The following is a 23,521-nucleotide window of genomic DNA, read 5'->3' on the forward strand; positions in this document are numbered from 1 at the left end:
AAACCATTATCGGTATTATTATCCAATTGATTGGTCTGTTCACTGTTTTAGTTTTTTATCTGACCGGTCCAGCATCTGTTGTACTTCTATACCCGCAAAGATGACCGCAAAAGAGCCATGCGTATCATTATCAAAAAAAGGACGGTTCATATAATAATTAATGTCTTCCGAGCACATGGTGCCGATACAGATTTTGTGTACTGTTCCATCGTCTTCAATCTCCGATGCAACCGCCTGCCAGCCTTTTTTAACGACCGGTTCAAATTGTTTCGGGTTCAGCCAGCCCAGGCGCACCCCACGTGCCATCGCCATTGTAAATATAGCCGTTCCGGATACTTCTTCCGGCGAATCCGGCCGGTTAATAACGTTGTGCCAGAAGCCATCAGCGCTCTGGTACCGGATCAGCGAGTTTACAAAAACCCGGTATTGCTGCAAAATGGTCTTGTATTTTGGATGGTTCCGGGGCAGCGCCATTAATACTTCGGTCATGGCCCAGATGGCCCAGCCATTCGCCCGTGACCAGTAGGGTAATTTTACCTGTGGCCTTGATGAATAACTGGCATGCATATAAAGCCGCGCCTCCGGGTCCCATACATGTCTGGTAAAATCGATCAGCTGACTGGCAGCATCATCCAGAAAGGCTTTTTTTATTTCCGGTGAATCGGAATAAAGCCCTGCCTGCACCAGGAAGGGAATACCCATAAACATATCATCTACCCAAACCGTGTACTCTTCGGGTGTTGTGCGCGTATAATTGGTAAACCCCTTGCTTCTTATTTGTCCAAACCGCGCATACTGCATCATCTTACTGATGTAGGCCCTGTAAATGCTGTCATTTTTAAACTGTTTTTCCGTGCGCAACCGGTAAATGATCGGTAAAGAAGGCGCCAGTGTAAAGTCCAGCAACGATGAATTAATAACCATTGCATTAGCGGAATTATAGGCTTTCAGTTCATTGACCTGGTAGTTCACAAACGGCATTCCTTCCATCTGGTAATCGCAGAAACGAGTGCCCCATTGCTTATATTTCTGCTCTCCGGTAAGCGCGCCCAGCACCTGCATGGCCCAGGCAACCCCACCGTTATGATAGTTCCACTGGTAAGTGGTACCCCAGGCCCTGGCGCCGATCATATCCCCCAAAACTTCTGTTTTTGGAATGGTCCAGGTAACAGGTTTATACAATCCTTTATACATATACCCAAAACTAAATGTCTTTTCAGGTTCATGAACTATATCCATACCCGGTGCAAAAGGCCCTATTACCAGCCAGTCTGTTAATGCAGCCACTTCCCGGTCTATATTTTTTACATATTTCAACCCGATCTCCGGATAACTTCTTTCTGTAGAGATCACAGCGTCCTTTTCACTGGGCGGCTGTAAAAACACGCACCACTCTTTTCCGGCGGTCTGCGATTTTATTAATAAGGAATTATTGCCTTTTTTTAACGGCAGGGTAAAAGAACCGGACATTTTCATACTCCGTTCATCTCTTATAATCTCAATATGCCGGGTACCTTTTTTTTCATAAACAAGCGCTCCGTTGCACCATATTTTACAGGCGTCATTATGTTCTACTTCCACTGTTATTACCGTATCCCTGGAAAACGTCAGCTGCGTAAAGGCATAAGCAACTGCTTCCTTTCCGGTGCCAAAGCTGCGCCCGAAATCAATAAAGTGCAGCGTATTGAAGCAGCTGTCCCGGGCAGGCACGGTAAGCCGGTAAGCAAAAGGGGTTTCCCGTATCAGCTTATCGCCGATCCTTTTTATTTTATCAACGGGCCGATCCTGTGCTGTGCCCGTATGGGCCAGCAACAACAGCACAATAAAACATAGATATTTTTTAATAGTCATCTTCGTATCTGGATTCATCATTTTCATTTACTTTTAAAAACATCCGCGGTGTACAAACCTATTCCAAGTGCTCCCGGGCTGCAGCCTAAACCGCCTCAAAAACAGGAACAAAAAGCCAACAAAGTCCGGACAAAACCGCTGATCACGAGTGACAGGCTATGAAGCGTTACATTTATGCCTGCCTGTCCTGTAAGATTCTTTGACATGATAAAAACGGCTGTTATGCTGAGTCTGTCATAGTGAGGCAACCATAAGGCGTTGCATTTATGCTCATTAAAATGACAATTTATCCAATCGTCATCCGAACCAAACCCGCTTTAAGCGGGTGCGCAGAGGGGATCTCATCTGTTATAGAGATCTACCTGCGGGGAAATTGTTCTCCGCTCCGCTTCGCTACGAAATGACGGAACTATATATTGTTGATCTTCAAAATAATACAACACTTGTTATTAACAGCTTGCCGAACTACGAACCATGCCCTTTGTCAGGGGTGACAACCACACAAAGTATGCTACCCTTACCTGCCGTTCTCCTGTTCCCGGTTTCCCGGCAAAAGCCGGAGCCATTCTGTTAATGCTTTTGTCCAGTCTTTCTTATATAAAAAATGATCATTTAAACCCCATCCATGGCCACCCTCCGGGTATACATGCAGTTCCGCCGGTATCTTCATCCGATGCAACGCTTCATAATAACGGACACTGTTCAATGGCGATACCGTTTTATCATCGTCACTAACCACAATAAAGGCCCGTGGCGTTTGTGAAGTAACCTGTAACTCATTGGAAAAATAATTGATCCCCCTGTTGGTTGGTTTGTTGCCCAGGAACGATTTGCGGGAGCCGGCATGACAAAGCTCTTTTTTCATTGAAATAACCGGATAAAGCAGTACCTGGAAAGCAGGCCGTTCCCCGTCTGACGCATGCGTACACAAAGTTGCCGCCAGGTGCCCGCCGGCGGAAGCGCCCATGATGCCTATTTTATCCAGATCAATATGCCATTCCGCCGCATGTTTCTTTACCACATGCATGGCCTTTTTTGCATCGTTCAGCGGAACATCCGGATGTCCGTTGGGAAGGCGGTATTTCAGTACGATCAGCGCAATACCCAGGTCATTAAAATAAGAGGCGAAACCGGTTCCTTCTTTTTCAAGCGCCAGAAAGGAATAGCCGCCACCAGGACAGGCAATTACGGCCATGCCATTGCTTTTTGCCGGAAGATATACTTTTAAAAGAGCCGTATCAGCAGTTTTCACCCCCTGCAACTCCGGCCAAAGCAGCAGCTCCCTGTATTGCTGCGCCTTAACGGGCAGGGAACCTGCCATTACCAGGAAAAGAAGCACTGCTATTTTTAAACAGGTATTTTTTTTCATTCTGTTCTCCTGTTGTTATTGCAATTAAAGCCCGGTCTGATTTTTAAAAAAACAACACCATGTGCGGGTACTTCTGATGTATAGTTTTTACTGTACACGCCCAGGTCTTTTTGCTGCCATATATTGCGCACCCGCTGTTTCCCGTTCAGATGCAGCTGTTTCCAATCAATGGATAGTTCCTGCAGATTGTCTGACAGGTTAAATAGCCCTACTGCTATTGATCCATCGCCAAGCGGGCGGCTCCAAATTTCCGTTTCCTTTTCCCTGTCTGCCGCTACACGCTGCCCCTGTATACCCGCTGCATCCTGGTCAACAGCAATCACCTCCCTGTTGGTCAGCAGGCTCAGCGTAAATGCATCCATCTGCTTCAGGTCGCATCCGATCAGCAAAGGCGCAGCCAGAAGGCTCCAGAGTGTAATGTGCGTGTACTGTTCATCGGGTGTCAGGTTGGTGGTATGAATATCCTTTCCCCAGCCCAGTTTTCCAAGAACCAGCATATCCGGGTCATTCCAGCTGCCGGGTTTTGCAAAGGGCTGCCATTTGTTTTGCAAAAACCCAATGGTGGTCATACTGCACCAGGAGTCATGAATATCGCCCGTGGTGCGCCAGGCATTTGCTAAACGGCTCCAGTCTTCTGCCAGCTCAAAAGGTGCTGCATTGGAAATGCTGAGCGTGATATCTCTGCCGGATTGCCGGAACAGGTAACTGAGCTCTGCCGTATGGGCAATATCATTGGTTACCCAATCGTATTTTACATAATCAAAACCCCACGCTGCCCATTGCTGCACATCCTGTTTGGCAAAGGATACCGCGCCATACCTTCGCGACGCATTTATGATCTTTCCTTCCGGCGTATCAGCACTGCTGCCTGTATAGCCTGCATAGGTTTGTACCCAGGGAGAAGAGTAGATACCTATTTTAAGCCCTTTGCTATGCACATAATCCACCAGCGCCTTCATATCCGGAAATTTTTTATTGGGCATAATTGCATTGAACTTACCGCCGCGCTGTCCCTGCCACCCGTCATCAATGTTGATATAAGCATAGCCATATTGGTTTAAACCAAGCGCCACCAGGGCATCCGTCATATCTCTTATTTTCTGATCCGATATATCCGCGCCAAACACATTCCAGCTGTTCCAGCCCATTGGTGGCGTCCGGTTTATTTTTTTGCCGATCTCAATCGTGAGCTCCTTTGTATCAGTTCCATATCCATTTTTTGCAGTAACGGTAACCTTATAGGTTCCGTTTTGCGCTGCCTTCCCGGTAATGATGCCGGTGCGCTCATCAACCGACAGCCCGTCCGGTAAATCCCTTGCAATAATATGCACCGGGCGTTCACCGGATACCGGTATTGTAAATAAAAACGGGTTCCCTGCACGCGCGCCCAAAATATAGGGAGCATTTATATGGGGTTGCTTTTGAGGAACCGGACTTAATACATATTCTTTTTCGCGTTTCCGTTTTACGGAAACCGGATTTGCCCCTTCCACTTCAAAGCGGGCGTTTACCCAATCGGCCCGGTCCCCGGCAATTCCATCACCGGCATGATCTACCCATAAAATAAGAGAATGAATCCCTTTGGTGCTAATGGCCAGCTTTTTTGCTTTTTGCCGGCCATGCATTACCCCGCTGCGCCAGATTATTTTACCATCGCCGATAATGATAAACTCCGCGCTTGCCTGTTTCAGTTCGTGTTCCGGAGCCGAATCATCAATGCCCACGGCGGCTTTGAAGGCAACGGTTCTTCCATCCAGTTTTACCCGGAAGACGCCTGCTGCATGTGTGCCTACGCCCCGTTTGAATACCTCTCCTGAAATGGAAAGTGGCGTCCTCCACATAGACTGGTTGGCCAGCGCTTTTCCTGCGGACTGGTCTACATTGGTCAGATCCAGTTCATTCAGCCATACAATACGGGTAGGCGGTTTATAACCGGTACATAGGATTGTTAACAACAGACCCAACAACAAGAGATGCATGTGTTGTTTCCTGTTTGAAAGAATCATCATTCTGAATCAGTTTATTTTTGCAGAGGCTGCTTCACTAATACCCCTTATTCTGTACGCAGTTGGCATTCCTGTCCAGCTCTGTTTGCACAATCGGCAAGGCATACTGGTTATCCGAATTCCAGGTTAAAGAGCCCGCGCGCGTTTTCTCATACACTTTTGCCTCGTTGGGCCCAAGCGCCCATCTTCTTACATTGAACCACCATTTTGCCTCACCAAAGGTTTCCGCCCAGGTTTCATAATAAAGCGCATTTAATGCCAGTTGATCTTTAAATGAAGGATCCGCCTTATCCGGATTCAAACTGGCTTTCGTGATCTTTGAGGTGGCTGTAATTGCCGTATAATCCACCCCTGGCTGACCGGCCGCTTCAGGTAGGTTCCAGGCGCGGCGATGCACCTTGTTGATGTAGCTTAATGCATTTGCATCCGTGTTGCTGCCGCTGATCTTCCAGTAACATTCTGCCAGGTTCAGGTAAACTTCCGGAAGGCGGGTAAAATAAAAATCGGCGCCATGCATACGGGGGTTCTGGCTGGCCTGCACATCATACAGGTTAAACTTCCGCAAACTCCATCCGTGTTTGATGATATCGCTGCCCAGGTGCTCATTCAGCTGGTACTCTGTTTCCGTGCCGGCTCCATAAGGAAGGATGGCTACTTTGGCGGTATTGTTCATTACAGAATCTACCCAGGGCTGATAGGCAGACACCCACAAACGCGGATCGGGGTCCACACTGTACCGCTTTAGCTGCTTCATATGCCGGCAGGAATCTACATAGGCAGCACTTACCGTACGGCCGGGTGTGCCCAGGTTTTGCAGAACCGGATAGTATTCCTGCGGAAAACCAAAACGGCCAAGGTTCCGGTCGTGCATAAACATATTGCCATAGCCGGGCGTAGCGCCGCCCGGGGCACCGTTATCATAGAAGGGTGTATACAGCAGGCTTACCGCAGATGCCGTTGAAGCACCGGCCATCGCGTTATCTCCGGAACGAACAATAGCAATCTGGTGCAGGGCTTCCGTGTTATTATTCTCTGTATTGGCATACTGGGGATTGCCATTCCACATATTATAATAATCCTGAAAGCTCATCAGGGTTTTCCCTGAATGCTGAACAATATCCAGAAAAGCATCCCGCGCTTCGGTCCAGCGCTCTTCATACATTAAAGCCCGGCCCAGCAACGCCTCGGCAGCATAATAATCAATACGGCCTTTATCGGCACCCGTCCAGATTTTTTTGGTGCCATCTGCGGGATCTGTTAGTTGTTCCATAGCGCTTTTCAGATCGTAGATAATATAATCCCAGCACTCTTTTACCGTGCTGCGGGGGCGCATTTCATCTTCCCGGTCCCCTATTTTAATATCGGAAGTAAATAAGATCACCCCCGGGTTGGTATTATCCCCATTATTCTTTACCACCACTTCCTGCGCGTACAGGTTCATTAAAAAGAAATAATGCCAGGCACGCAGGTAGTGGGCTTCTCCCAGTTTATACCGTAAGGCAAGTGTATCAGCAGGCGATAGCGTTCCGCCCTTTTTTTCTTTAAAATTGGGAACGATGAGGTCAATAAACGTGCGCGCCTGCTGAACGCCCCTGTACAGGCCTCGCCAGGGAGCACCGGAATAGCTGTTAGCTGCATTGACCTGCAAAACCTGCAATTCATTCCACTCGCTGGTGCCCAGCCAGGCTACATCACCGGTATGATCTATGTTATAAAAAAAGCGGCCCAATCCGGAAAAACCAAAGAGCTCCACGCAATGGGTATTGGCATAGGGGGAGTTTAGAAAATAATTCACCTGGGCCATGCTTTCCGGGAAAATATCCGGACTAAGCACATTATAGGGTTTGGACGCATCTACAAAACCTTTCTTACAACCAAAAAACAACAGGCTGAGGATACAGGCAATGATGATAAAAGTATGTTTCATTTATAGTAAAATTTTGTTTTTAAGAATGGATCAGAACCCGAATTCAATTCCGAATGAATGCAGCCTTGTTTTAGGATACACCTCAGCCGAAATAATGCCCTGTGCCAGGGCGCTTGCATTGGCACCGGCAAAGCCTACCTCCGGATCCACATTCTTTACTTTGGTGATCACAAATAAATTCTGCCCGCTGTAGTAGACCCTTATGTGCGTCATTTTTATACGATTTAACAGTTTTTGCGGCAGGTTGTAGCCCACCTGCAAATTCTGCAGGCGCAAAAAGGAACCTTTTTGTATATGAAAATCAGAGATTCTTTTATAGTTGCCATTGGGGTCATACTGGAAAGAGTTACCATCCAGGTATCCCCAGCGGGGCTGGCCGGTAAGCCCGTTCCCATACATAAAGGAGCTGTTAAATACCTGGGCTGTGGTATTAAAATCGTTATAAACGCTCTGGTAATAACCATCCATACCATTATAGATATCGTTTCCATACACCCCGTTAAAGAAGGATACCAGGTCAAATCCTTTATAGGATAAACCGATATTAAAGCCATAGGTCATTTTGGGAAGCGGGTTGCCGATGACGGTACGATCCTGGTCGTTGATGACGTTATCCCCGTTCAGGTCTACATACCAGATATCGCCGGGGCCAGATCCTGCTGCATACCAGTATGCATTCCCCGCTGCCTGCGCTTTTGCATTCAGCTCATCAATCGTTTTCTGATCGGGGATCAGCCCTTTTGTTTTAAACCCGTAGAACTGTGAAATAGGTGCATTCAATTCTGTACGGGTTACTGTTCCTGACCAGTACTCACCTGCGGATCCGGCATCTATCGGCAATTGCTCTCCTCCAAAGGATAAGATTTTATTATGATTAAACGCGGCGTTCAAGCCAATATCCACACCCAGCTTTCCAAAATTGTCCCGGTAATTCAGGGTAAACTCCAGCCCCTTGTTCCTCATTTTTCCCAGGTTCATATCCACGGCGTATGTATCTGAAGAAGAATGCCCAAAGCCCATGCCCGAACTGAGCGGCAGCTTGCGCTGGTACAGCATATCTCTTGTATCCTTTACATAATAATCTACCGTTACGTTCAGCCGGTTATTAAAGAGGCCGATGTCCAGTCCTGCGTTTGAGGTCACCACCGTTTCCCAGCGGATGCTCTCATTGGCCACTTTACCAATACCCCAGCCGTTTACCGGACCGGTGCCGGGTAATTCATTGAACTGTGTTTTTTCATAATTGGCCAGGGAGGGAATATATACATAACTGCCCACCCCGTCATTTCCCAGACTTCCGTAAGAAAGCCGCAGCTTCAGATCAGACAAAGGACGGATCTTGTCTTTAATAAATTTTTCTTCAATCAGCCGCCAGCCCAGGGCCGCAGAAGGAAAAGTGCCTTTGCGGTACAGGGGTGCAAACCGGTCGCTGATGTCCTGGCGCAGGTTGGCCTCAAACAGGTATTTATTATTATAGGCATAGTTAATGCGGCCAAAATAGCTCTGCATACGGGAAATGCCATAATCCATATCTGTAGAGCGGCCGCTGGTATTGCCCGGCACATTGCTTAAGGCAGATGACTCTGCAAAACCCACCGGGAAAGCATCGGAAATGACCGGAACCGAGTAGGCAGAGTTCACAGCATAGATGGAACCGGAAAGATTATCAGAGGAAGACATGCGGGCTTCTGTTCCTGCCAGCACTTTAAACTCATGCGCTCCCAGTTTCCGGTCGTAAGATGCCACAAGGTTGCCCACATAGGCCATGGACAGGCTGCTTTGCTTCCTGAGGTTGTCCTGCGGCTGGTTGGATTGCCCGGATACATACCATTTGGGCTCAAACTGCCGGGCCATGCTGGTGCTCCAGTTGCCCCCGCCTGTAGAGCGGATGTGCAGCCCTTTAAGTGGTTCATAATCGATATACAGATTGCCTTCTGCTTCCAGCGAATTATAGCGCCTGTTGGTCGTGTTGATATAGGCGGCCCAGTTGCCCCCGTTATAGTTGCCGGATGACGGCAGCCCGCCCCAGGAGCCATCATCGTTTTGCGGCCGCATCATTGGGGTGGAACGGAAGGGCAGTGCATAGGCATTGGCCTGGCTGCCGGTAATTACCGGGGGATTATCCTGGTAATAATACAGGTTCAGGCTTTCGCCTATTTTTATTTTTTTACCCAGGTTATAATCGCTATTAATGCGGAAGCTGTACCGCTCCGACCAGGTATTGGTAACCACACCATCCACCCGCCGGTAGCCGGCAGAAATATAATAGTTCTGTTTTTCACTGCCCCCGCTAACGGAAGCATTATAATTTTGTTCCTTGCCGGTACGGTACAGGTAGTCCACCCAGTCTGTATTTACAGATTCGTCCCAGCCCGTGGCGGATGGAATAATGGCCGCCCAGGCCCGTTTATAATCCGGCGTTCCCAGCAGTTTTGGCAGAAAAGTAGCAGTGCTGTACCCCTGCGTCAACGAAAAATCAACGCTCATTTTTTCCTTACGGGCGCCTCTTTTGGTGGTGATCAGGATTACCCCGCCGGCAGCCCTGGAGCCATAAATGGCAGAGGAAGAAGCATCCCGCAGTACCTGAATGTCTTCGATATCCCTCATGTTCATATTGAACCCGGTATTGCCTACGGCCGGCACCCCGTCTATCACATATAAGGGGGCCATTCCCCTTATATTTCCTACTCCCCGTATTACAACCGTGCCGGTAGAGCGCGGGTCGCCGCTTGCATTGGTTACCTGAACACCCGCTGCACGGCCCTGGATGAGGTTGGCAATACCGGTAACCGCCATTTTGGAAATATCCTTTGCCTTTATAGAGGAAACGGCACCTGTAAGGTTTGCTTTTTTTTGTGTACCATAACCGATCACCACTACATCATCCAGCTGTTTCGAATCGGCTGTTAACACCACTTCCAGTTCCTTTTCCTGGCTGTTTACCGTTATTGTTTTTGTGGTAAACCCCGAGCTGCTAAAAACAAGATCGGCCGGTATTTTTTTGAGAATAATGGAAAATTGCCCGTTAGCATTTGTGGTTACCCCGTTTGTGGCTCCGCTTTCGGTTACGGTAACGCCTATCAATGGTTCCTGCTGCTCCGAAACAACCACGCCTTTTACCACCGTATCCTGTGCCCATGACTGCTGTGTTCCCAAAAGGGCCAGCATGAGCAATACAATGCTAAAGAACTTTTGCACTTTCATATGACTTACAATTTTTAAATGGATTTGAAAAAGATTCCGGGCGCAAATGTATCAGCACCCAGGTAGCAGCCTCAAATAAAACAGGAAAAAAACAGCAACAAAGGGAATACAAAATAAAAACAAAACATATAGAACACTATTAATCAAAACGTTATGTTTTATCAGAGGCATTATGTGGAAAATTACTATCACGCCCGGGTCTTAAGAATAGCTATCAGCGATATTGCCTGTCCGATGTGGCGGACTTCCAAGCCACCTGTCTAAAAAAGAATATAGTAACCCGTATTTAGTGTTTCAGCGGTTTTTCAGTTACCTGTCGTGCACTGATTGGCTGCTGCACCGGGAGCAGGTAGTGGGGGGCACCTTTTGCTGTGATGCTGCTTTTGCACCAGTTGCGCCGCTGAAAGTGTACCACCATTTGGCAAAACTGGCAGAAGTTGCTCATTTCATTAATGTACGGGAAGTAACCTATGTGGGTAGCTGCCTAAAAGGAAAAAGTATTGGAATATATGAGCCGGGTTAACGCCAGGCCACCGGTAAACCGTTGCAATGAAATCCATATATCCGGCAATAAATACCAATTTTTGCCAATTATGTATTTTAAACAGAAAATCCGGTCATAAAAGGGTTGGCTTTATGACCGGAGCATATTGCTAATTTCCCCTTTGGTGCGCACCCATTGCCGGCGGCAGGGTTGCGGAAACCGGGTTCCCAAAAAAGTCCCGGCCGCCATTGTCCATAACTAAAACCCCGGCTGCAATAGCAGGAGAACCGGCTTTTAGTTGATAGCCTAAGAGTGTAGTCATGCCATCAGCGCCTGTACCCGCAGCCTGTAATAAAGGATCTGCTGTTACTGCATTTACATCGCCGGCCGCTTTCATGCCCGTGTAATACAGGTTATGATCATACCCGATATTTTCCGGATCATCAAACCGGAACTGTGGCGCATAAAAAATATTATTATGGAAGGCAATACCGGGGTGCACACCGGCCCCGCCGGCCCTGTCCAGTACGCCAATCTTTGTATCGTTATAAAAGGTATTGTTATAAACAGATATAGGCACTACCTTGCCATTGGGGTGACCATGCAGTTCAAAAACGCGGTGCTCAAACCCGTTGCCATCATTCTGGCTGATGTTATACCGTACAATGCCATAGGTAAAATCCGGGCCCGGATCGCCCATGTGCAAAAAGAACCCGCCCTGGTTATCGTGCGAATAGTTGTACTGGATGATGGTATACCCCGGTGTGCTCAGATCAATGTCAAATGCCTCGGAATCCATCGACTCATAGGGCACCGGGTTGGTCAACCGGGTATAAGCCACTTCGTTATACTGGATGGTCATGTTCTTGCCCCTGCCCCATAAGCCGGCCAATACAATATTCATATCTACCCCCAGCGTATAGGCGCCGGCATTAAAGACCTTATTATGCTCAACCAGTACATTTTTGGCGGTATATACAATGATCCCTTCTAACGCCGTTTGGTTTATAGTGTTATTGCGGATGACCACATGATTATTATAATATCCGGTGTCCTTATTGCTGCCATCGCCCATAAGAATGCCACGGGACGAACAACGTTCCAGGTTATTGCCTTCTATCAGCAGGCTATCCAGGTAGCCTTGCGCCACATTGGACCGTACAAAGATGCCGGCCTGCATATGCCGGTTAAAAATGGGCATTCCCTCTACATCATGTATATCATTGTTCCTGATCACCACGCCCGGATAAGCACCATTTTCTGACAAGGCCACGTATATACCACATAAAGAAATATCCGGCGGGCGCACCGCACGGGGATGGCTGATCTCAAAATTCTCAAACGTAAGGTATTTGGGATTCTGGATCATTACAGCTGCCAGGGTGCTGTTATTGCCGGTAATGCGGGGTTTGGCTCCTGTTCCGTAAGCGCCAAATACAATCCGCGCTGTAGCCGTTCCGGCATTTTTGATGGATAAAGTGCCCGTCCAGCTGCAGCCTCTTTTAAACAGGATATTATCGCCGGGGCTAAAGGTTACGGAGTTTACTTTATTGAGCGTGCGCCATGCGGTAGCGGGTGATAGCCCATCACTGGAATCATTTCCGGTACTATCCACATAGTATTTTCTTACCGTCAGCGTATCGCCAGGCACCCCGGGCACTTCCGGCAGGTACCGGGTACAGGAGGTAATCACCCCCAAAAACAGGCAGACTGTTGCCAGCAGGCAGGCGGTGTTTATCAGACTGCCCTTTTTTTGTCTTTTCATACGACCTTTAAAATTTAAAATGAACAAAAACAATCTTGTTGAGCAAATCTATTGGCCCAGAGCACGGGGGGCAAATGAAAACAGGGAAAAAATAAGGACAAAGGAGATACAAAACAGAAGCAAATTTTACAAGCAACTATTAGTCAGTGAATTGCAGTATTGGTTATGCCTGTGAACAGGGGGATAAGGGAACATGTCATAAGTGATTTGTGGGAACACTATTGCCGTCAACCTATGGGTCCGAGCCTACAGCTCTCCGCTTTTATGAGTGCCTCAATATGACAGTCAGGGAACCTTTGGAGTCGCCCCCAGCACATTCGACCGAGGCTATGCCTCTACACGCATTATTATAGCCATTCCCAGGTAATGCCCCTGGAGAGCTTTTCAATTCCCGAAGGCCATCGGCCTGATTTCACAGAGCAACTCCGGGATACATTCCTGTGAAACGTTGAGTGCCATAGGCACGATGCATTTCTTTAGTCCTGACAGCGATACACAAAGATCGTGCTCCCGCTCTTAAATTTACGGCTATGGTGGGAACACAAACCATGGCGTCAGATTTTTGTAGAGAACACAACCATGATATTAACCGCCAAAAAGACCGTAGGTTCTTTAAAGCGGGGAGTCGAAATTTTCTTCGTATACCAGGCTGCCATCCAGCCTGCGCAACCTTACATAATCTACGGCGCCGCATCCTTTAAAACGTAAAATCAGCTCATTGGCGGTACCTATGGATTTGTTATATTCCATATCCAGGATTTTTTCTCCGTCTACATAAAAAGCTGATTTTTTGTTGGCCACTTTTATGCTCATCACATGCCACTCAGAAGGATTAAATCTAAAGCGGCTTAAATTATAATCGTCCCCTTTAATGGTTTTTTCGCCGCTTATGAATTTGATATAGGCATACCCGTTTTCATTCATAGCAAAGCCATGCATGCCCGTATCGGAAAGAATGTACATTATTTCGTCTGCCTGTGGAATGGCGTTTTCTTTTGCTGAATTACGTACCCGGGCTTCCAGTATAAAATTATCGCCATCTACCAGCTTATCTTTATAGTATACATAACTTACAAACAAATGGCCCGGCCGGGCATCCGGCGGCACACTGTCCAGCGGCAGGCTTACGTATCCCTCTTTTGTATAGGCCTGGCGTATGGGCAATGGTTTAAAAATATTTTTCCGCTCATTGCGGGTAAATACAGACCAGCCGGGTTTACGGCTTTCTACATTGATCGTCTTTAGGGTCTGGCCTTTATATTGCAGGTGGCAGAATGCATCCCCCTCAGCTATATACGTTGCATTTACCCGTCCAGAATCCCGGGTCAGCTTTTTTACCGAAGTATCGCCATTGGCCTCTTCATATACCAATTGAATATTATCCAGCAACCGGGGGGGGATTTTGTAGGAGAAAGTAGCCGTTAAAGGATAGGCTCCTTTTATGTTTACCGCTGAAAATTTTATTTTAGAGATCAGATATTCCGTATACCAATCCTTAAGTTTTAAGGTATACAAAAGATACCCTCCCATAACCAGCAGTAAGGTAAGCGGTACATAAAGATAGATCCGGCTGCTCTTTTTTACAGGTACCGGTATTTCTTTTGATTTAACCGGCGGTTTCTGCTCCTTTTCAGCAACCGCTTCACTTATGCACTCTTCCTGTATGTTTCCGGCGGCCGGCGCCTGGGTTTCCCGCGGGGTTTGGGTCTGTTTCAGTACAAAATCCGTATAGCCGGTATAGCCCAGGAAACGGCACAAAGCATCTCTGGTGGCCAGCTGCGGGTTACCGGTACGCTGCTGAAAAAAACGTTTCAGTGTATTGGCATTTACATCAATATCGGTGGCGTCAAAGATCAGGTTTTCCAGGGTCTTGAACTGATCCAGATCCCAGGTATCGGACGGGCCCCATGTGGCAAACCGGGCATTGTATTCTTTTATAATTTCTTTTATATAGCGCCTGTCCTTCTTTTCATCCATGATCTTGTGTAAACTTCGTTAGTTTCTTACCCCAATTTGCGTAAAAAATGAGCTTTTGCAGTAAAAAATATCTCAAGGGCAAATATAGCATATTCGGTTAAGCAACGATGCTGCACTGCTTTTGATATAAATTAGCTGTGGACGTAATAGGACAAGAAAGACCTATTATTAGTGGTTCTGTGGCCTATATCAATGCCTCCCACCATTTTTCCCAGGCCTTATTTAAGTTATTGAGGTCTGCCTTTTCCCCGATCATGGGCGTGGTAACAGGTATCCCTGCTGCTGCTGCAAACCGGGTTACTTTTTCTAAAGGCTCATACCAGGGATGCTGCGCCAGCTTGAATTTAGAATGATGCACCGGCATAAAATTCCGGGCATTTAGTTCCTGTACCTCCGGGATGACCTCTTCCGGCAGCGAATGTATATAGGGCCATTTTTTGTTATACTGCCCGCATTCAAGAATAGCAAGATCAAACGGTCCGAAACGGGCGCCGATCTCTTTAAAATGAGGCCCATAACCACTATCACCGCCCAGAAATAATTTTTTGGCGGGTGTTTCTAAAACAAAAGATGTCCAGAGCGAACAGTTCCGGGTAAATAATCTGCCTGAAAAATGCCTTGCCGGCGTCAACGTAACCCTGAACCCATCTCCAAGATCCACGCATTCATACCAGTTCTTCTCCGCCAGCTTCTTTTTATCCCAGCCCCAGTATTCAAAATGCTGCGCCACACCCAGCCCACAGATCACCTTCTGTGCTTTTTGTTTTAATTGCCGGATGGTGAGGTAATCCAGATGATCCCAGTGATCATGTGAAATAAACAGCACATCAATGTTGGATATATCATTTGCCTGATAATTATTGGTTCCCGGAAAGGCTTTTACCGATCCGGGCACGGGAGAAGCATTGCCGCTGAAAACAGGATCTACCAGGAAGCGTTTGCCATCCACCTGTAAAAAATAAGAGCTATGTCCAAACCATACCAGCACGTTTTCTGTGGATGACAGGTTTTTCAAATCTGTTTTTACAGAGGGCAGCTCCTGTTTGGGCACTGCATCCGGCTGCTTGCTAAAAAAATCGCAAAGCACTTTTGTCATGCTTTCCCCCTCCGCCAAAGCAGGTGTAGGAACCAGGTTTTGAAACTGGTCATTCTTATAATTGGAAAGGGCTTGAAACCGGGCTTTCCTGGCGGCGTCTGGCTGTTGGCCCATTTTTTTGCTGATACTCATTTTTACCGGCTGTCTTTCAGATCATAAACTTTTCTGCAGGAATACTCCAGCCACTGCTATTAAACAACTGAACCTTCATTGTTGTTTTCTAAAACCAGTTTTCTGATCAGGGAGATCTGTCCCAAATGATAATAGCTATGTTCAATAACCCCTTCGATATTCCGCAAATAATTACCATATTTTTCATCTGCAAACGGGGCCTCTAATTCATCATCGGTCATCTGCCCTACCCGGTCTGCAAATTTTTCTGCATTTTTCAGAAATGAATCAACCAGTTTGTTCCAGTCTGCAGCTCCCAGAACCGGAGGCAGATCAAAACTATACCTGTCGCTTATTTCCAGTTTTCCCCCGTTCAGTACCTTTAAAAGCCCCTCCAGGTAATAATTTATATGAAAGGTTAATGCGGCAATTGTATTTACATTTCCAACCTTCTGTATAGCCTGTTCCCAGGTAATGCTCAATAGCTGCTCCTTATAGTTGGTATTTGCAATCCAGTGTCCATTGAGCAACACTTCCCGCAGCCGGTTTGCTATAGCGGTGCTTTTGATCTTATTTTGCATATGATTTCGTTCCTGTAACCGGCGGTTTATTTTCCGGCGTTACAAGATACCTATTTTATTAATGATACCCTACCGTTCCTGTTCAGGGTCAACGCATCTAAAATTTTGAGATTGTTTAAGATAACCAGGACGGTAGTCTATTGCAGACAGTTTTTTTTGATGTGGCCTATGTTCTTGCCGGAAGTAGCAGATAGTACCGCAGATTTTTACAGGAAGGGCCCTATACCTTTATAGTGTATCTATATTTTTTGAGATAGTACGGCACGCGGTAAAGGAAGTACTAATTTATAACCTATGTACAGTCCATAAAATCTTTTATTATCTTAATTTATAAATGACTTTAAGGAGTTTGTTTCACTTATTCAAAATTCAAAGGAGGCTGATTCAGCAAATTGCCACGATAACAATTTTGAACAATAAAGCCGTGAGGGTATAATCAAAACCCGCCACGGCTGCAACAAATTTAAATGCCTGCTGTAGTATACGGTATGCGTATAGCTTTTAGCTGATAATAGTACGGATCTGTACGGTTATTGGTGCAACGCGACACGCCATCGCAGCCGGTAAAATTAAGGCAGTAGGTAACCAGCAGTTCATTACGCCCGTTATTGAAAACGGGGTGCGCATTGACAACATAATGATTCGCCAGCACACCATTTATCTTATCCTGTATAGCATATATTTTTTTGCGGGAGGTGAACGGCCCTGTTGGACTGCCGGAGGTGGACACATAGATATTATGCGGATCGCTGCCGCCCGGGCATCCGTAACCAAAGTCCATCTCAACAAGCACATACCTGCCGTTAACATAAGCAACGCTACTGTTCGATTTTAGCCCCTTGGTAGTGTTGCCATCCAATCCCAACTGGGCCGCTGAAGCAGTTGATGGTGTCGCCGTCCAGTTTGTACCATCCCAAAACTGCCAGGTGAAGGGCGTTCCAGCTGCAAAGCGCGCTACATGCAGATATTTGCCCCCAAAGGCATCGGTGAGGTTTCCGTATGCATATACATAGCCATCGCCCGGTTTCACAAAGCCTAACGGGTAACTAATGTCTGTTTGGTTTGAAAGGCCGCTCACGGTATGCCGTACGGCGGTTCCCCAGTCAAGGCCTGAAGTGTTTTCTGTGAAATCGTAGATAACGGTTTGATTGTACGAGCCACCACCTTCGTGAGCATACATGTACACATGGTTGTTTATTTCGACTCCTACGCCCGGCCAGGTATAGGTACCACCGTGATCATTTGGATTTGGACTAGCCAGGATCTCGTATGCATAAGCTGAATTATGCGTGATAATATTGGATGTTTGTGAAGGGTCCCAATTGGTAATTGAAGGCTGCAAAAGGGCCGAATTGCGTATATCAAAAAGCCACGGCTGGCCTCCATTGCATGGAAATGTTTTTGTTGCCGGATCCCAGTCACTGATATTGGAAGTATAGGTATCTTCTCCAATCCATAGTACTTTGCCATTGTTTGCACCATACGTAAGCGGGATGCTGCTGCCCTGATCGAATGCAATGGATCCGTTTGAGCGCCTGAAGAACTGTACTACCTGGTCGTCCCGGTAAGCTTCGGCAGTAATGGCGCTGAAATTCCAGTACTGCCAGGTATTATTAACCAGCGGCGCCTGCGTAATAGCCGTGCCATCTGTTGTAGAGCCGTAATTCATAAGCACCATGCCATTATTATTTTGAATATAATAATTATTGGAGGTGCCTACCTGATGCAGATACCATATTTGCGAAGGGAAAGAATTGGCATGGTCGGTAAACAGTTGCGTTCCTCCATTGCCATCGGGCGCTTCTAGATAAAGGCCGTTGGCCACATTCATTATTTTAAAAGGCGTAGAACCCGTTATGGGGCCGGTACCCTGTTGTATGAGATACCATTTTTGATTTTGGGAGGTACCCGTGCCAAAATCAAAATTAGTGTATTGCTGCACGTTTTTAGGGTTGGCCTGCGCGGTCATAAGGTTATCATCCCCCCTAACCTCCAGTACCTTGCCTGATGCTACATTTATGATGGAGAAGCAACCATAAGCGCCTGGAGGTCCTACAGAAAGTGTGGAAAGCGTGGATTTGCCTGATGCTGTTGCTTTGTCCATTTTGGCAGGCAGATCCATTTGCCTGGAGCTACAGCCAGTAAGCAGCACGGCAGCAGCAGCCAAAGCAGCTGCGCCTGCAATCAGGTTCGTTTTCATAACTTAATTTAATTTTAGCTTATCCCTACTCTTATCAGGTTTTTCGGGTTTCACCTATTTTAATCGTTCTGCATACAAGCAATGCGGGTGTCTTCATTATGATAACATCTAAAAACCGATCTGTACTCCCACATTTACTACGCGCTGGTTCATATAAGCATCCCCGGCAGTATTGCTTGTTACCTCAGGATCCTGCTGGTACAGGCTGTAGTTGGTAGATGTGAACAAATTATAGGCACTTGCATACACCCTTGCATTATTGATCTTAAAGGGAAGCATCCGGAGGGGTAACTGATAGCCGATATCCACCGTTTTTAAACGGATATAGCGCGCATCGATGAGCCAGAAGGTTGATGGATAGGCGGCAGGACTGTTGATGGAAGCCGAGTTAGTAGTTAACCTCGGGAACTTCGCATTGTCTGCGTTGTCGGGCGTCCACCTCAATTCATGAACAGGTTGAAACTGGCTTTGGAAGGGCTCTATACCTGTGCCGGTAACATAAAAACTATAATTAAAGGACCCCTGGAACAGGATACTTAAGCTGAATCCTTTGTAACTGCAACCTAATGTAAGGCCGGCTGTGGTATTGGGTAAATTCGGTTTACCTATAGGCCCCATATCATTCTCATCAATGACGCCATCACCATTCAGGTCTTTATACTTCAGGTCGCCCGGCTGAACGGGGGTGAGCGGCTTTGCGCTGTTATCAATATCTGCCTGGTTTTTATAAAATCCCTCAAAAGTATACCCAAAAGGCTGGCCGATCGGATGCCCGGTGCGCAACAACCAGGGGAATGCGGGTGTTGCTTCATCCTGGAACAGGATCTTGTTTTTTGCATAAGAAAACACACCGGTTATATTGTATTGAAAATCGCCGATATTATTGCGGTACGATAACTGGCCATCAAAACCGGAATTGAGTACCCGGCCCATATTAAACCGGGCAGTGCCCACACCCAGTATCTGGGAGATGGATCCGCGTGTGATCAGCTGATCATACCGTATATCCCTGAAGTAATCAACCGTCATGGAAATTTTGTCATTGAACATGTTCAGATCCACTCCGATGTCCAGCTTCCGGGCCTTCTCCCAGGTTACATTGCTATTACCAAGATCTCCTTCATATATAGTAGGATAAGTGACAGCGCTGCTTTCTCCGAAGGGATAGCCGTTGCTGCCGTTGTTATACTGCTGGTTATAAAGATACCTGTTGCCTATTACGACATCCGAGCCCACCATCCCATAAGAGGCCCTGAGTTTTAATAAATTAATCGCTTCCGCTTTGAAGAAGCTTTCTTTATTGATGTTCCATCCCAGGCCAATGGCCGGGAACAGCCCGTACCGTTCGCTTGATTGAAACCGGTCCGACCCGTTGTAGCCCAAATTAAAGTCCAGCAGGTATTTCTGCGAATAATCATAGCCGATCTTAAAGCTATAGCCCTGGAATTTATTGGGAACCGCTGCATTTTTCTGATCGGTATAGCTTTGCCGGTTGAACAGCAAGAGAGAGGTAATATGATGCGCTTTAAACGTACGGTCATAATTTAAAAATCCCTGCAGGTTGATGTTCTTATTGTAATCATTGGTTACGCCTACCAGGGTATAATTTGCAAGCTGGTATTGTCCTCTCGGATCAAGGGTGTAGCTGCCATCGGCCGGGTTATAATAATAAGACGGGGGAGAATAGCCGTCAAACAAACCACCCCTGAACAGCTGCCGTGAGGTCAGCTCCGTGCTGGCATAGGCCACCCGCCCGGTAAAAGATAATCCCTTTGTAATCATATCCAGTTTTTCAACCACCCCGAAAAGCACGTTCAGATCGCTCCGCTTATCCCGCTGGTAGCCGCTGTTGGCCAGGCGCGCATTCAGCGTAGCCAGGTTACCGGGGTTGTACCGGTCATAGGCATAGCTGCCGTTGGGATTCAGAAACGGGGCGGAGTAAGGCCGTATTTTCTGGAAATTGTAGATCTCCGAAACAATGTTCTGGGCATGGGGCTGGTTGATGTCTCCAAACCGGGTGGTCACATCTAAACGGACAGACAGGCTTTTGGAGGCACGGATATCCAGATTGCTCCTGAAATTATAGCGGCGGAAGTTATAATTGTTATCGACCTCATTGCGGGGGTCTGAAAAATCTTTCAGCGCACCGTTTTGCAGGAACGCGCCACCGGACACAAAATATTTAACAATGTTATTACCACCGGAAACATCTACATTGGCATTTGTTTGTAAGGAATAGGGCTTAAAAATAGCATTATACCAGTTTACATTAGGATGGCCATAGGGATCGTCTCCTGTTCTGAAATGTTCCAGGTCCGATTGGGAGAACGGAGGATTGAGCCCGTCATTGGTATAGGCCTCATTTTCGAGTATCGCGGTATGATAGGAATCCAGAAACTTCAGCTTTGTTACCGGGCTTTGTGTGCCACCTTCGATCCGCGCATTTATTTTTGGCCGCCCCATTACCCCTCTTCTGGTGGTAACAATTAAAACGCCATTGGCACCTTTGATGCCATATACCGCAGTGGTAGAGGCATCTTTTAAAATGGTGATATTCTCTATTTCATTTACATTGATCTGCGCCAGCTGCTCATAGGTATATTCAATATCATCCACAATAATCAACGGCTTATTGCCGTCCGGATTTAACGAGCTTACCCCCCTGATAAAAAAATCGGAGGCATCCTTACCCGGCTGACCGGAGCGCTGCTGGGAGAAAAAGCCCGGCAACCTTCCTGCAAGGGTATTCTGAACATTTGCAGTAGGAACGGTTCTGATCGCTTCTCCGGTTATGGCACTTGTAGCACCGGTATTCGTTACCCGTTTTTTGGTTCCGTACCCCACCACCACGATCTCATCCATACCCTGGGGCTTGGTCTGCATTGTAATTTCAAGCGGCTTATCCTCTTCCGGCTTTATCTCAAACGTTAAATAACCCACCAGGGTAAAAACCAGCTCACTGCCGGCAGCTGCAGCAATCGTAAACTGCCCGTTCTCATTAGTGGTCGTTCCCCGGGTGGTTCCCTTTATGGTAACAGAAACCCCGCGCAAGGGACCCATATTGTCCTTGACAATACCGGATATTTTTCTTTCCTGACCGAATACCGTTGTTCCCAAAAGCAGGCAGAACATGAGTAGATAGATACGCTGCATAAAAAAGCAATTAACCAGTTTGTTCAATTTTATTTTCATCAATATTGCCATAACTTACCATCCCGGGTTTTGACGCATATTTGAATTTTTAACCACTTCATCGTACGGAATGGGGTATAAATATTGCCGGGTGCTGAACACAGGTGTTAACACCTCAGACAAGGTATAGGTCAGCCTTCCTGACGAACTTTTTATAATAGACATCCCGTGCAACGGCTTATTTACCACAGTTTCTGCAACCTTCCACCGCCTTATATCCCAGAACCGGTGCTCTTCAAAAGCCAGTTCAATCCTTCGCTCATTCCGGATCACCTGCCGCATTTCCTCCTTCGTCATGCCTGTTTTCAGGCCATAGCGGTTATCAGCTCCGGCATCAATACCTGCCCGTTTTCTTATGGCTGTTAAAGCAGCGTATACATCCGCATCCGGGCCGGAAAATTCATTCTGTGCCTCGGCAAAATTCAACAGCACTTCTGCATACCTGAAAAGAATGAAATCATGATAGACATCTGAAAAGGTGTTGGTGGCTTCAAAAGCCCCCATAAATTTTCTCATATAATAGCTGGTTTTTGTTTCCATATTTAGTGTGCCCGGATGGCTTCTGCCACCTTCAAAGGTTTCCAGGCTGGTATTCAGCCATGGGTGGCCATTGTAAAAGATGCTCATTCCCAGCCTCGGGTCCCTGTTGGTATAGGGATCGCTGACATCATAACCGGAGCCTTCGGCATTGATATCCATCCCGTTTTTCATCGGGAACGCATCTACCAGCTCCTGGGTAGGGCTTGTTCGTCCATTGGCAGTACCGGGTGAGTAGCCCACCGGTCCGTTGATTACCTCAATACCCGTACCTTTGCCGTCTTCCCTTACAAAGATGATCTCCCTGTTCGTTTTTCCTTCTGCACCATCTACGGTAATAAAAATATCTGAAAATAATTCTGGCACCAGGTCGTATTCCTTCCGGTCGATCAGCTCTTTTGCCGCATCTGCCGCCAGTTTCCAGCGGTTTCCATCAAAATTGGTATACCCGGTCAGCTCGTTTCCGGATTCAATGTTCCCACCATTAAACAGCGGGCTGGCGGCGTATAATAATACGCGGGATTTTAATGCCAGACAGGCGCCTTTTGTAACAGACTGGTATTCTCCCACAGCCCGGGTCTGTGCCATGGTGCGCAAACTGTCTTTTATATGATCACATTCACCAACTATATAATCAACACATTCTTTAAAGGTGTTCCTGGGCAACTGCATATCATCTCCCAGCGTTCCTACTTTATCGCCTACCAGCGGTATGCCCCCGTATCTTTTTAAAAGCTCAAAATATAAAAGTGCCCTTACAAACCGTGCCTCGGCCTTATAGGCATGTTTTTTTGGGAAGCCCGGTTCTACCATCTTTTTCAGCGGCACTATGTCTATATTATTGATAAAAATATTGGCCTTCCGGATCCCCGCATAACAGGTGGCCCATACATTTTCACCGGATGGAAACGTGGCAGCCGTATAGCCGCCTGTGGCCAGCTTGTAAACATCCACACTCCCCGTTTCGGAGGAAACGGCATCATCTGTGGCTGCATCCAGCAGGTCTGTGCCTACCCGGTTAAACCCCCTGGGCACAGTAAAATAAATACCGCTTAAATAGCGCTCCGCATTAACGCCCAACGAATCGTCTTTATCAAAAATGTAATCAATGGTATTGAGCTCCAATGGGATCTTTTCAATATTCTTGGCACAGGAGCACAGTATAACCATACCGCCGATCAATATCCTGGAAATATTCCGTATCATACCTTTCATTTTAAA

13 protein-coding genes are annotated in these 23,521 nt (G+C 46.9%); 1 reads left to right on the plus strand and 12 read right to left on the minus strand.

The features are described 5' to 3' along the window. Positions 1-39: 39 nt before the first annotated feature. The 5 genes from A8C56_RS20520 to A8C56_RS20540 all read right to left on the minus strand — a co-directional run bounded on the left by A8C56_RS20520 (position 40) and on the right by A8C56_RS20540 (position 10,357). Positions 40-1,872, minus strand: a complete 1,833-nt coding sequence (locus A8C56_RS20520) for a glycoside hydrolase family 88/105 protein (protein WP_218917209.1) — start codon at positions 1,870-1,872, stop codon at positions 40-42. Between the two features lie 496 nt (positions 1,873-2,368). Next, complete coding sequence (locus A8C56_RS20525; protein WP_067760255.1) at positions 2,369-3,220, minus strand: alpha/beta hydrolase; 852 nt, start codon at positions 3,218-3,220, stop codon at positions 2,369-2,371. After that, the gene (locus tag A8C56_RS20530) at positions 3,217-5,229 is read right to left on the minus strand and encodes an NPCBM/NEW2 domain-containing protein (RefSeq protein WP_218917210.1); all 2,013 of its coding nucleotides are present in this window, start codon (positions 5,227-5,229) and stop codon (positions 3,217-3,219) included. The genes A8C56_RS20525 and A8C56_RS20530 overlap by 4 nt, the downstream gene beginning before the upstream one ends. 34 nt (positions 5,230-5,263) lie before the next feature. After that, a complete protein-coding gene (locus tag A8C56_RS20535; RefSeq protein WP_067760259.1) occupies positions 5,264-7,153 on the minus strand; it encodes a RagB/SusD family nutrient uptake outer membrane protein in 1,890 nt (629 codons plus the stop codon). Positions 7,154-7,183: 30 nt separating this feature from the next. After that, entirely contained in the window at positions 7,184-10,357 is a 3,174-nt protein-coding gene (locus A8C56_RS20540) for a SusC/RagA family TonB-linked outer membrane protein (RefSeq protein ID WP_067760262.1), read from the minus strand. A 289-nt stretch (positions 10,358-10,646) separates the two neighbouring features. Here A8C56_RS20540 and A8C56_RS20545 point away from each other — a divergent pair, with 289 nt between their 5' ends. After that, the gene (locus A8C56_RS20545) at positions 10,647-10,880 is read left to right on the plus strand and encodes a hypothetical protein (RefSeq protein ID WP_067760264.1); all 234 of its coding nucleotides are present in this window, start codon (positions 10,647-10,649) and stop codon (positions 10,878-10,880) included. A 130-nt stretch (positions 10,881-11,010) separates the two neighbouring features. Here the strand turns inward: A8C56_RS20545 and A8C56_RS20550 are convergent, their stop codons facing one another. The 7 genes from A8C56_RS20550 to A8C56_RS20580 form a co-directional block, all read right to left on the minus strand. After that, positions 11,011-12,606 carry a right-handed parallel beta-helix repeat-containing protein gene (locus A8C56_RS20550; protein ID WP_067760266.1) on the minus strand — a complete coding sequence of 532 codons (1,596 nt, stop codon included), beginning with the start codon at positions 12,604-12,606 and terminating at the stop codon, positions 11,011-11,013. A gap of 612 nt (positions 12,607-13,218) precedes the next feature. Next, complete coding sequence (locus A8C56_RS20555) at positions 13,219-14,583, minus strand: hypothetical protein (RefSeq protein ID WP_218917211.1); 1,365 nt, start codon at positions 14,581-14,583, stop codon at positions 13,219-13,221. A gap of 184 nt (positions 14,584-14,767) precedes the next feature. Further along, positions 14,768-15,793 (minus strand): MBL fold metallo-hydrolase, encoded by a 1,026-nt coding sequence (locus A8C56_RS20560; protein ID WP_245645621.1) that lies wholly within the window; start codon positions 15,791-15,793, stop codon positions 14,768-14,770. A gap of 77 nt (positions 15,794-15,870) precedes the next feature. Further along, a complete protein-coding gene (locus tag A8C56_RS20565; RefSeq protein ID WP_067760273.1) occupies positions 15,871-16,371 on the minus strand; it encodes a DinB family protein in 501 nt (166 codons plus the stop codon). A gap of 463 nt (positions 16,372-16,834) precedes the next feature. Continuing rightward, positions 16,835-18,571, minus strand: coding sequence for an RICIN domain-containing protein (locus tag A8C56_RS20570; RefSeq protein WP_067760275.1), 1,737 nt, complete (start codon positions 18,569-18,571; stop codon positions 16,835-16,837). Between the two features lie 108 nt (positions 18,572-18,679). Then, positions 18,680-21,724 (minus strand): SusC/RagA family TonB-linked outer membrane protein, encoded by a 3,045-nt coding sequence (locus A8C56_RS20575; protein WP_067762356.1) that lies wholly within the window; start codon positions 21,722-21,724, stop codon positions 18,680-18,682. 54 nt (positions 21,725-21,778) lie between these two features. Beyond that, positions 21,779-23,506, minus strand: coding sequence for a RagB/SusD family nutrient uptake outer membrane protein (locus tag A8C56_RS20580; protein ID WP_218917212.1), 1,728 nt, complete (start codon positions 23,504-23,506; stop codon positions 21,779-21,781). Positions 23,507-23,521 lie beyond the last annotated feature (15 nt).

It is taken from the genome of Niabella ginsenosidivorans (assembly GCF_001654455.1).
GTDB classification, from domain to species: Bacteria; Bacteroidota; Bacteroidia; order Chitinophagales; family Chitinophagaceae; genus Niabella; species Niabella ginsenosidivorans.

Bases quoted from the DNA above. Each gene is read 5' to 3' on its own strand.
- A8C56_RS20580 (WP_218917212.1), bottom strand. From the start codon at position 23,506: ATGATACGGAATATTTCCAGGATATTGATCGGCGGTATGGTTATACTG.
- A8C56_RS20565 (WP_067760273.1), bottom strand. From the start codon at position 16,371: ATGCAAAATAAGATCAAAAGCACCGCTATAGCAAACCGGCTGCGGGAA.
- A8C56_RS20525 (WP_067760255.1), bottom strand. From the start codon at position 3,220: ATGAAAAAAAATACCTGTTTAAAAATAGCAGTGCTTCTTTTCCTGGTA.
- A8C56_RS20535 (WP_067760259.1), bottom strand. From the start codon at position 7,153: ATGAAACATACTTTTATCATCATTGCCTGTATCCTCAGCCTGTTGTTT.
- A8C56_RS20560 (WP_245645621.1), bottom strand. From the start codon at position 15,793: ATGGGCCAACAGCCAGACGCCGCCAGGAAAGCCCGGTTTCAAGCCCTT.
- A8C56_RS20540 (WP_067760262.1), bottom strand. From the start codon at position 10,357: ATGAAAGTGCAAAAGTTCTTTAGCATTGTATTGCTCATGCTGGCCCTT.
- A8C56_RS20530 (WP_218917210.1), bottom strand. From the start codon at position 5,229: ATGATGATTCTTTCAAACAGGAAACAACACATGCATCTCTTGTTGTTG.
- A8C56_RS20520 (WP_218917209.1), bottom strand. From the start codon at position 1,872: ATGATGAATCCAGATACGAAGATGACTATTAAAAAATATCTATGTTTT.
- A8C56_RS20575 (WP_067762356.1), bottom strand. From the start codon at position 21,724: ATGCAGCGTATCTATCTACTCATGTTCTGCCTGCTTTTGGGAACAACG.
- A8C56_RS20570 (WP_067760275.1), bottom strand. From the start codon at position 18,571: ATGAAAACGAACCTGATTGCAGGCGCAGCTGCTTTGGCTGCTGCTGCC.
- A8C56_RS20550 (WP_067760266.1), bottom strand. From the start codon at position 12,606: ATGAAAAGACAAAAAAAGGGCAGTCTGATAAACACCGCCTGCCTGCTG.
- A8C56_RS20555 (WP_218917211.1), bottom strand. From the start codon at position 14,583: ATGGATGAAAAGAAGGACAGGCGCTATATAAAAGAAATTATAAAAGAA.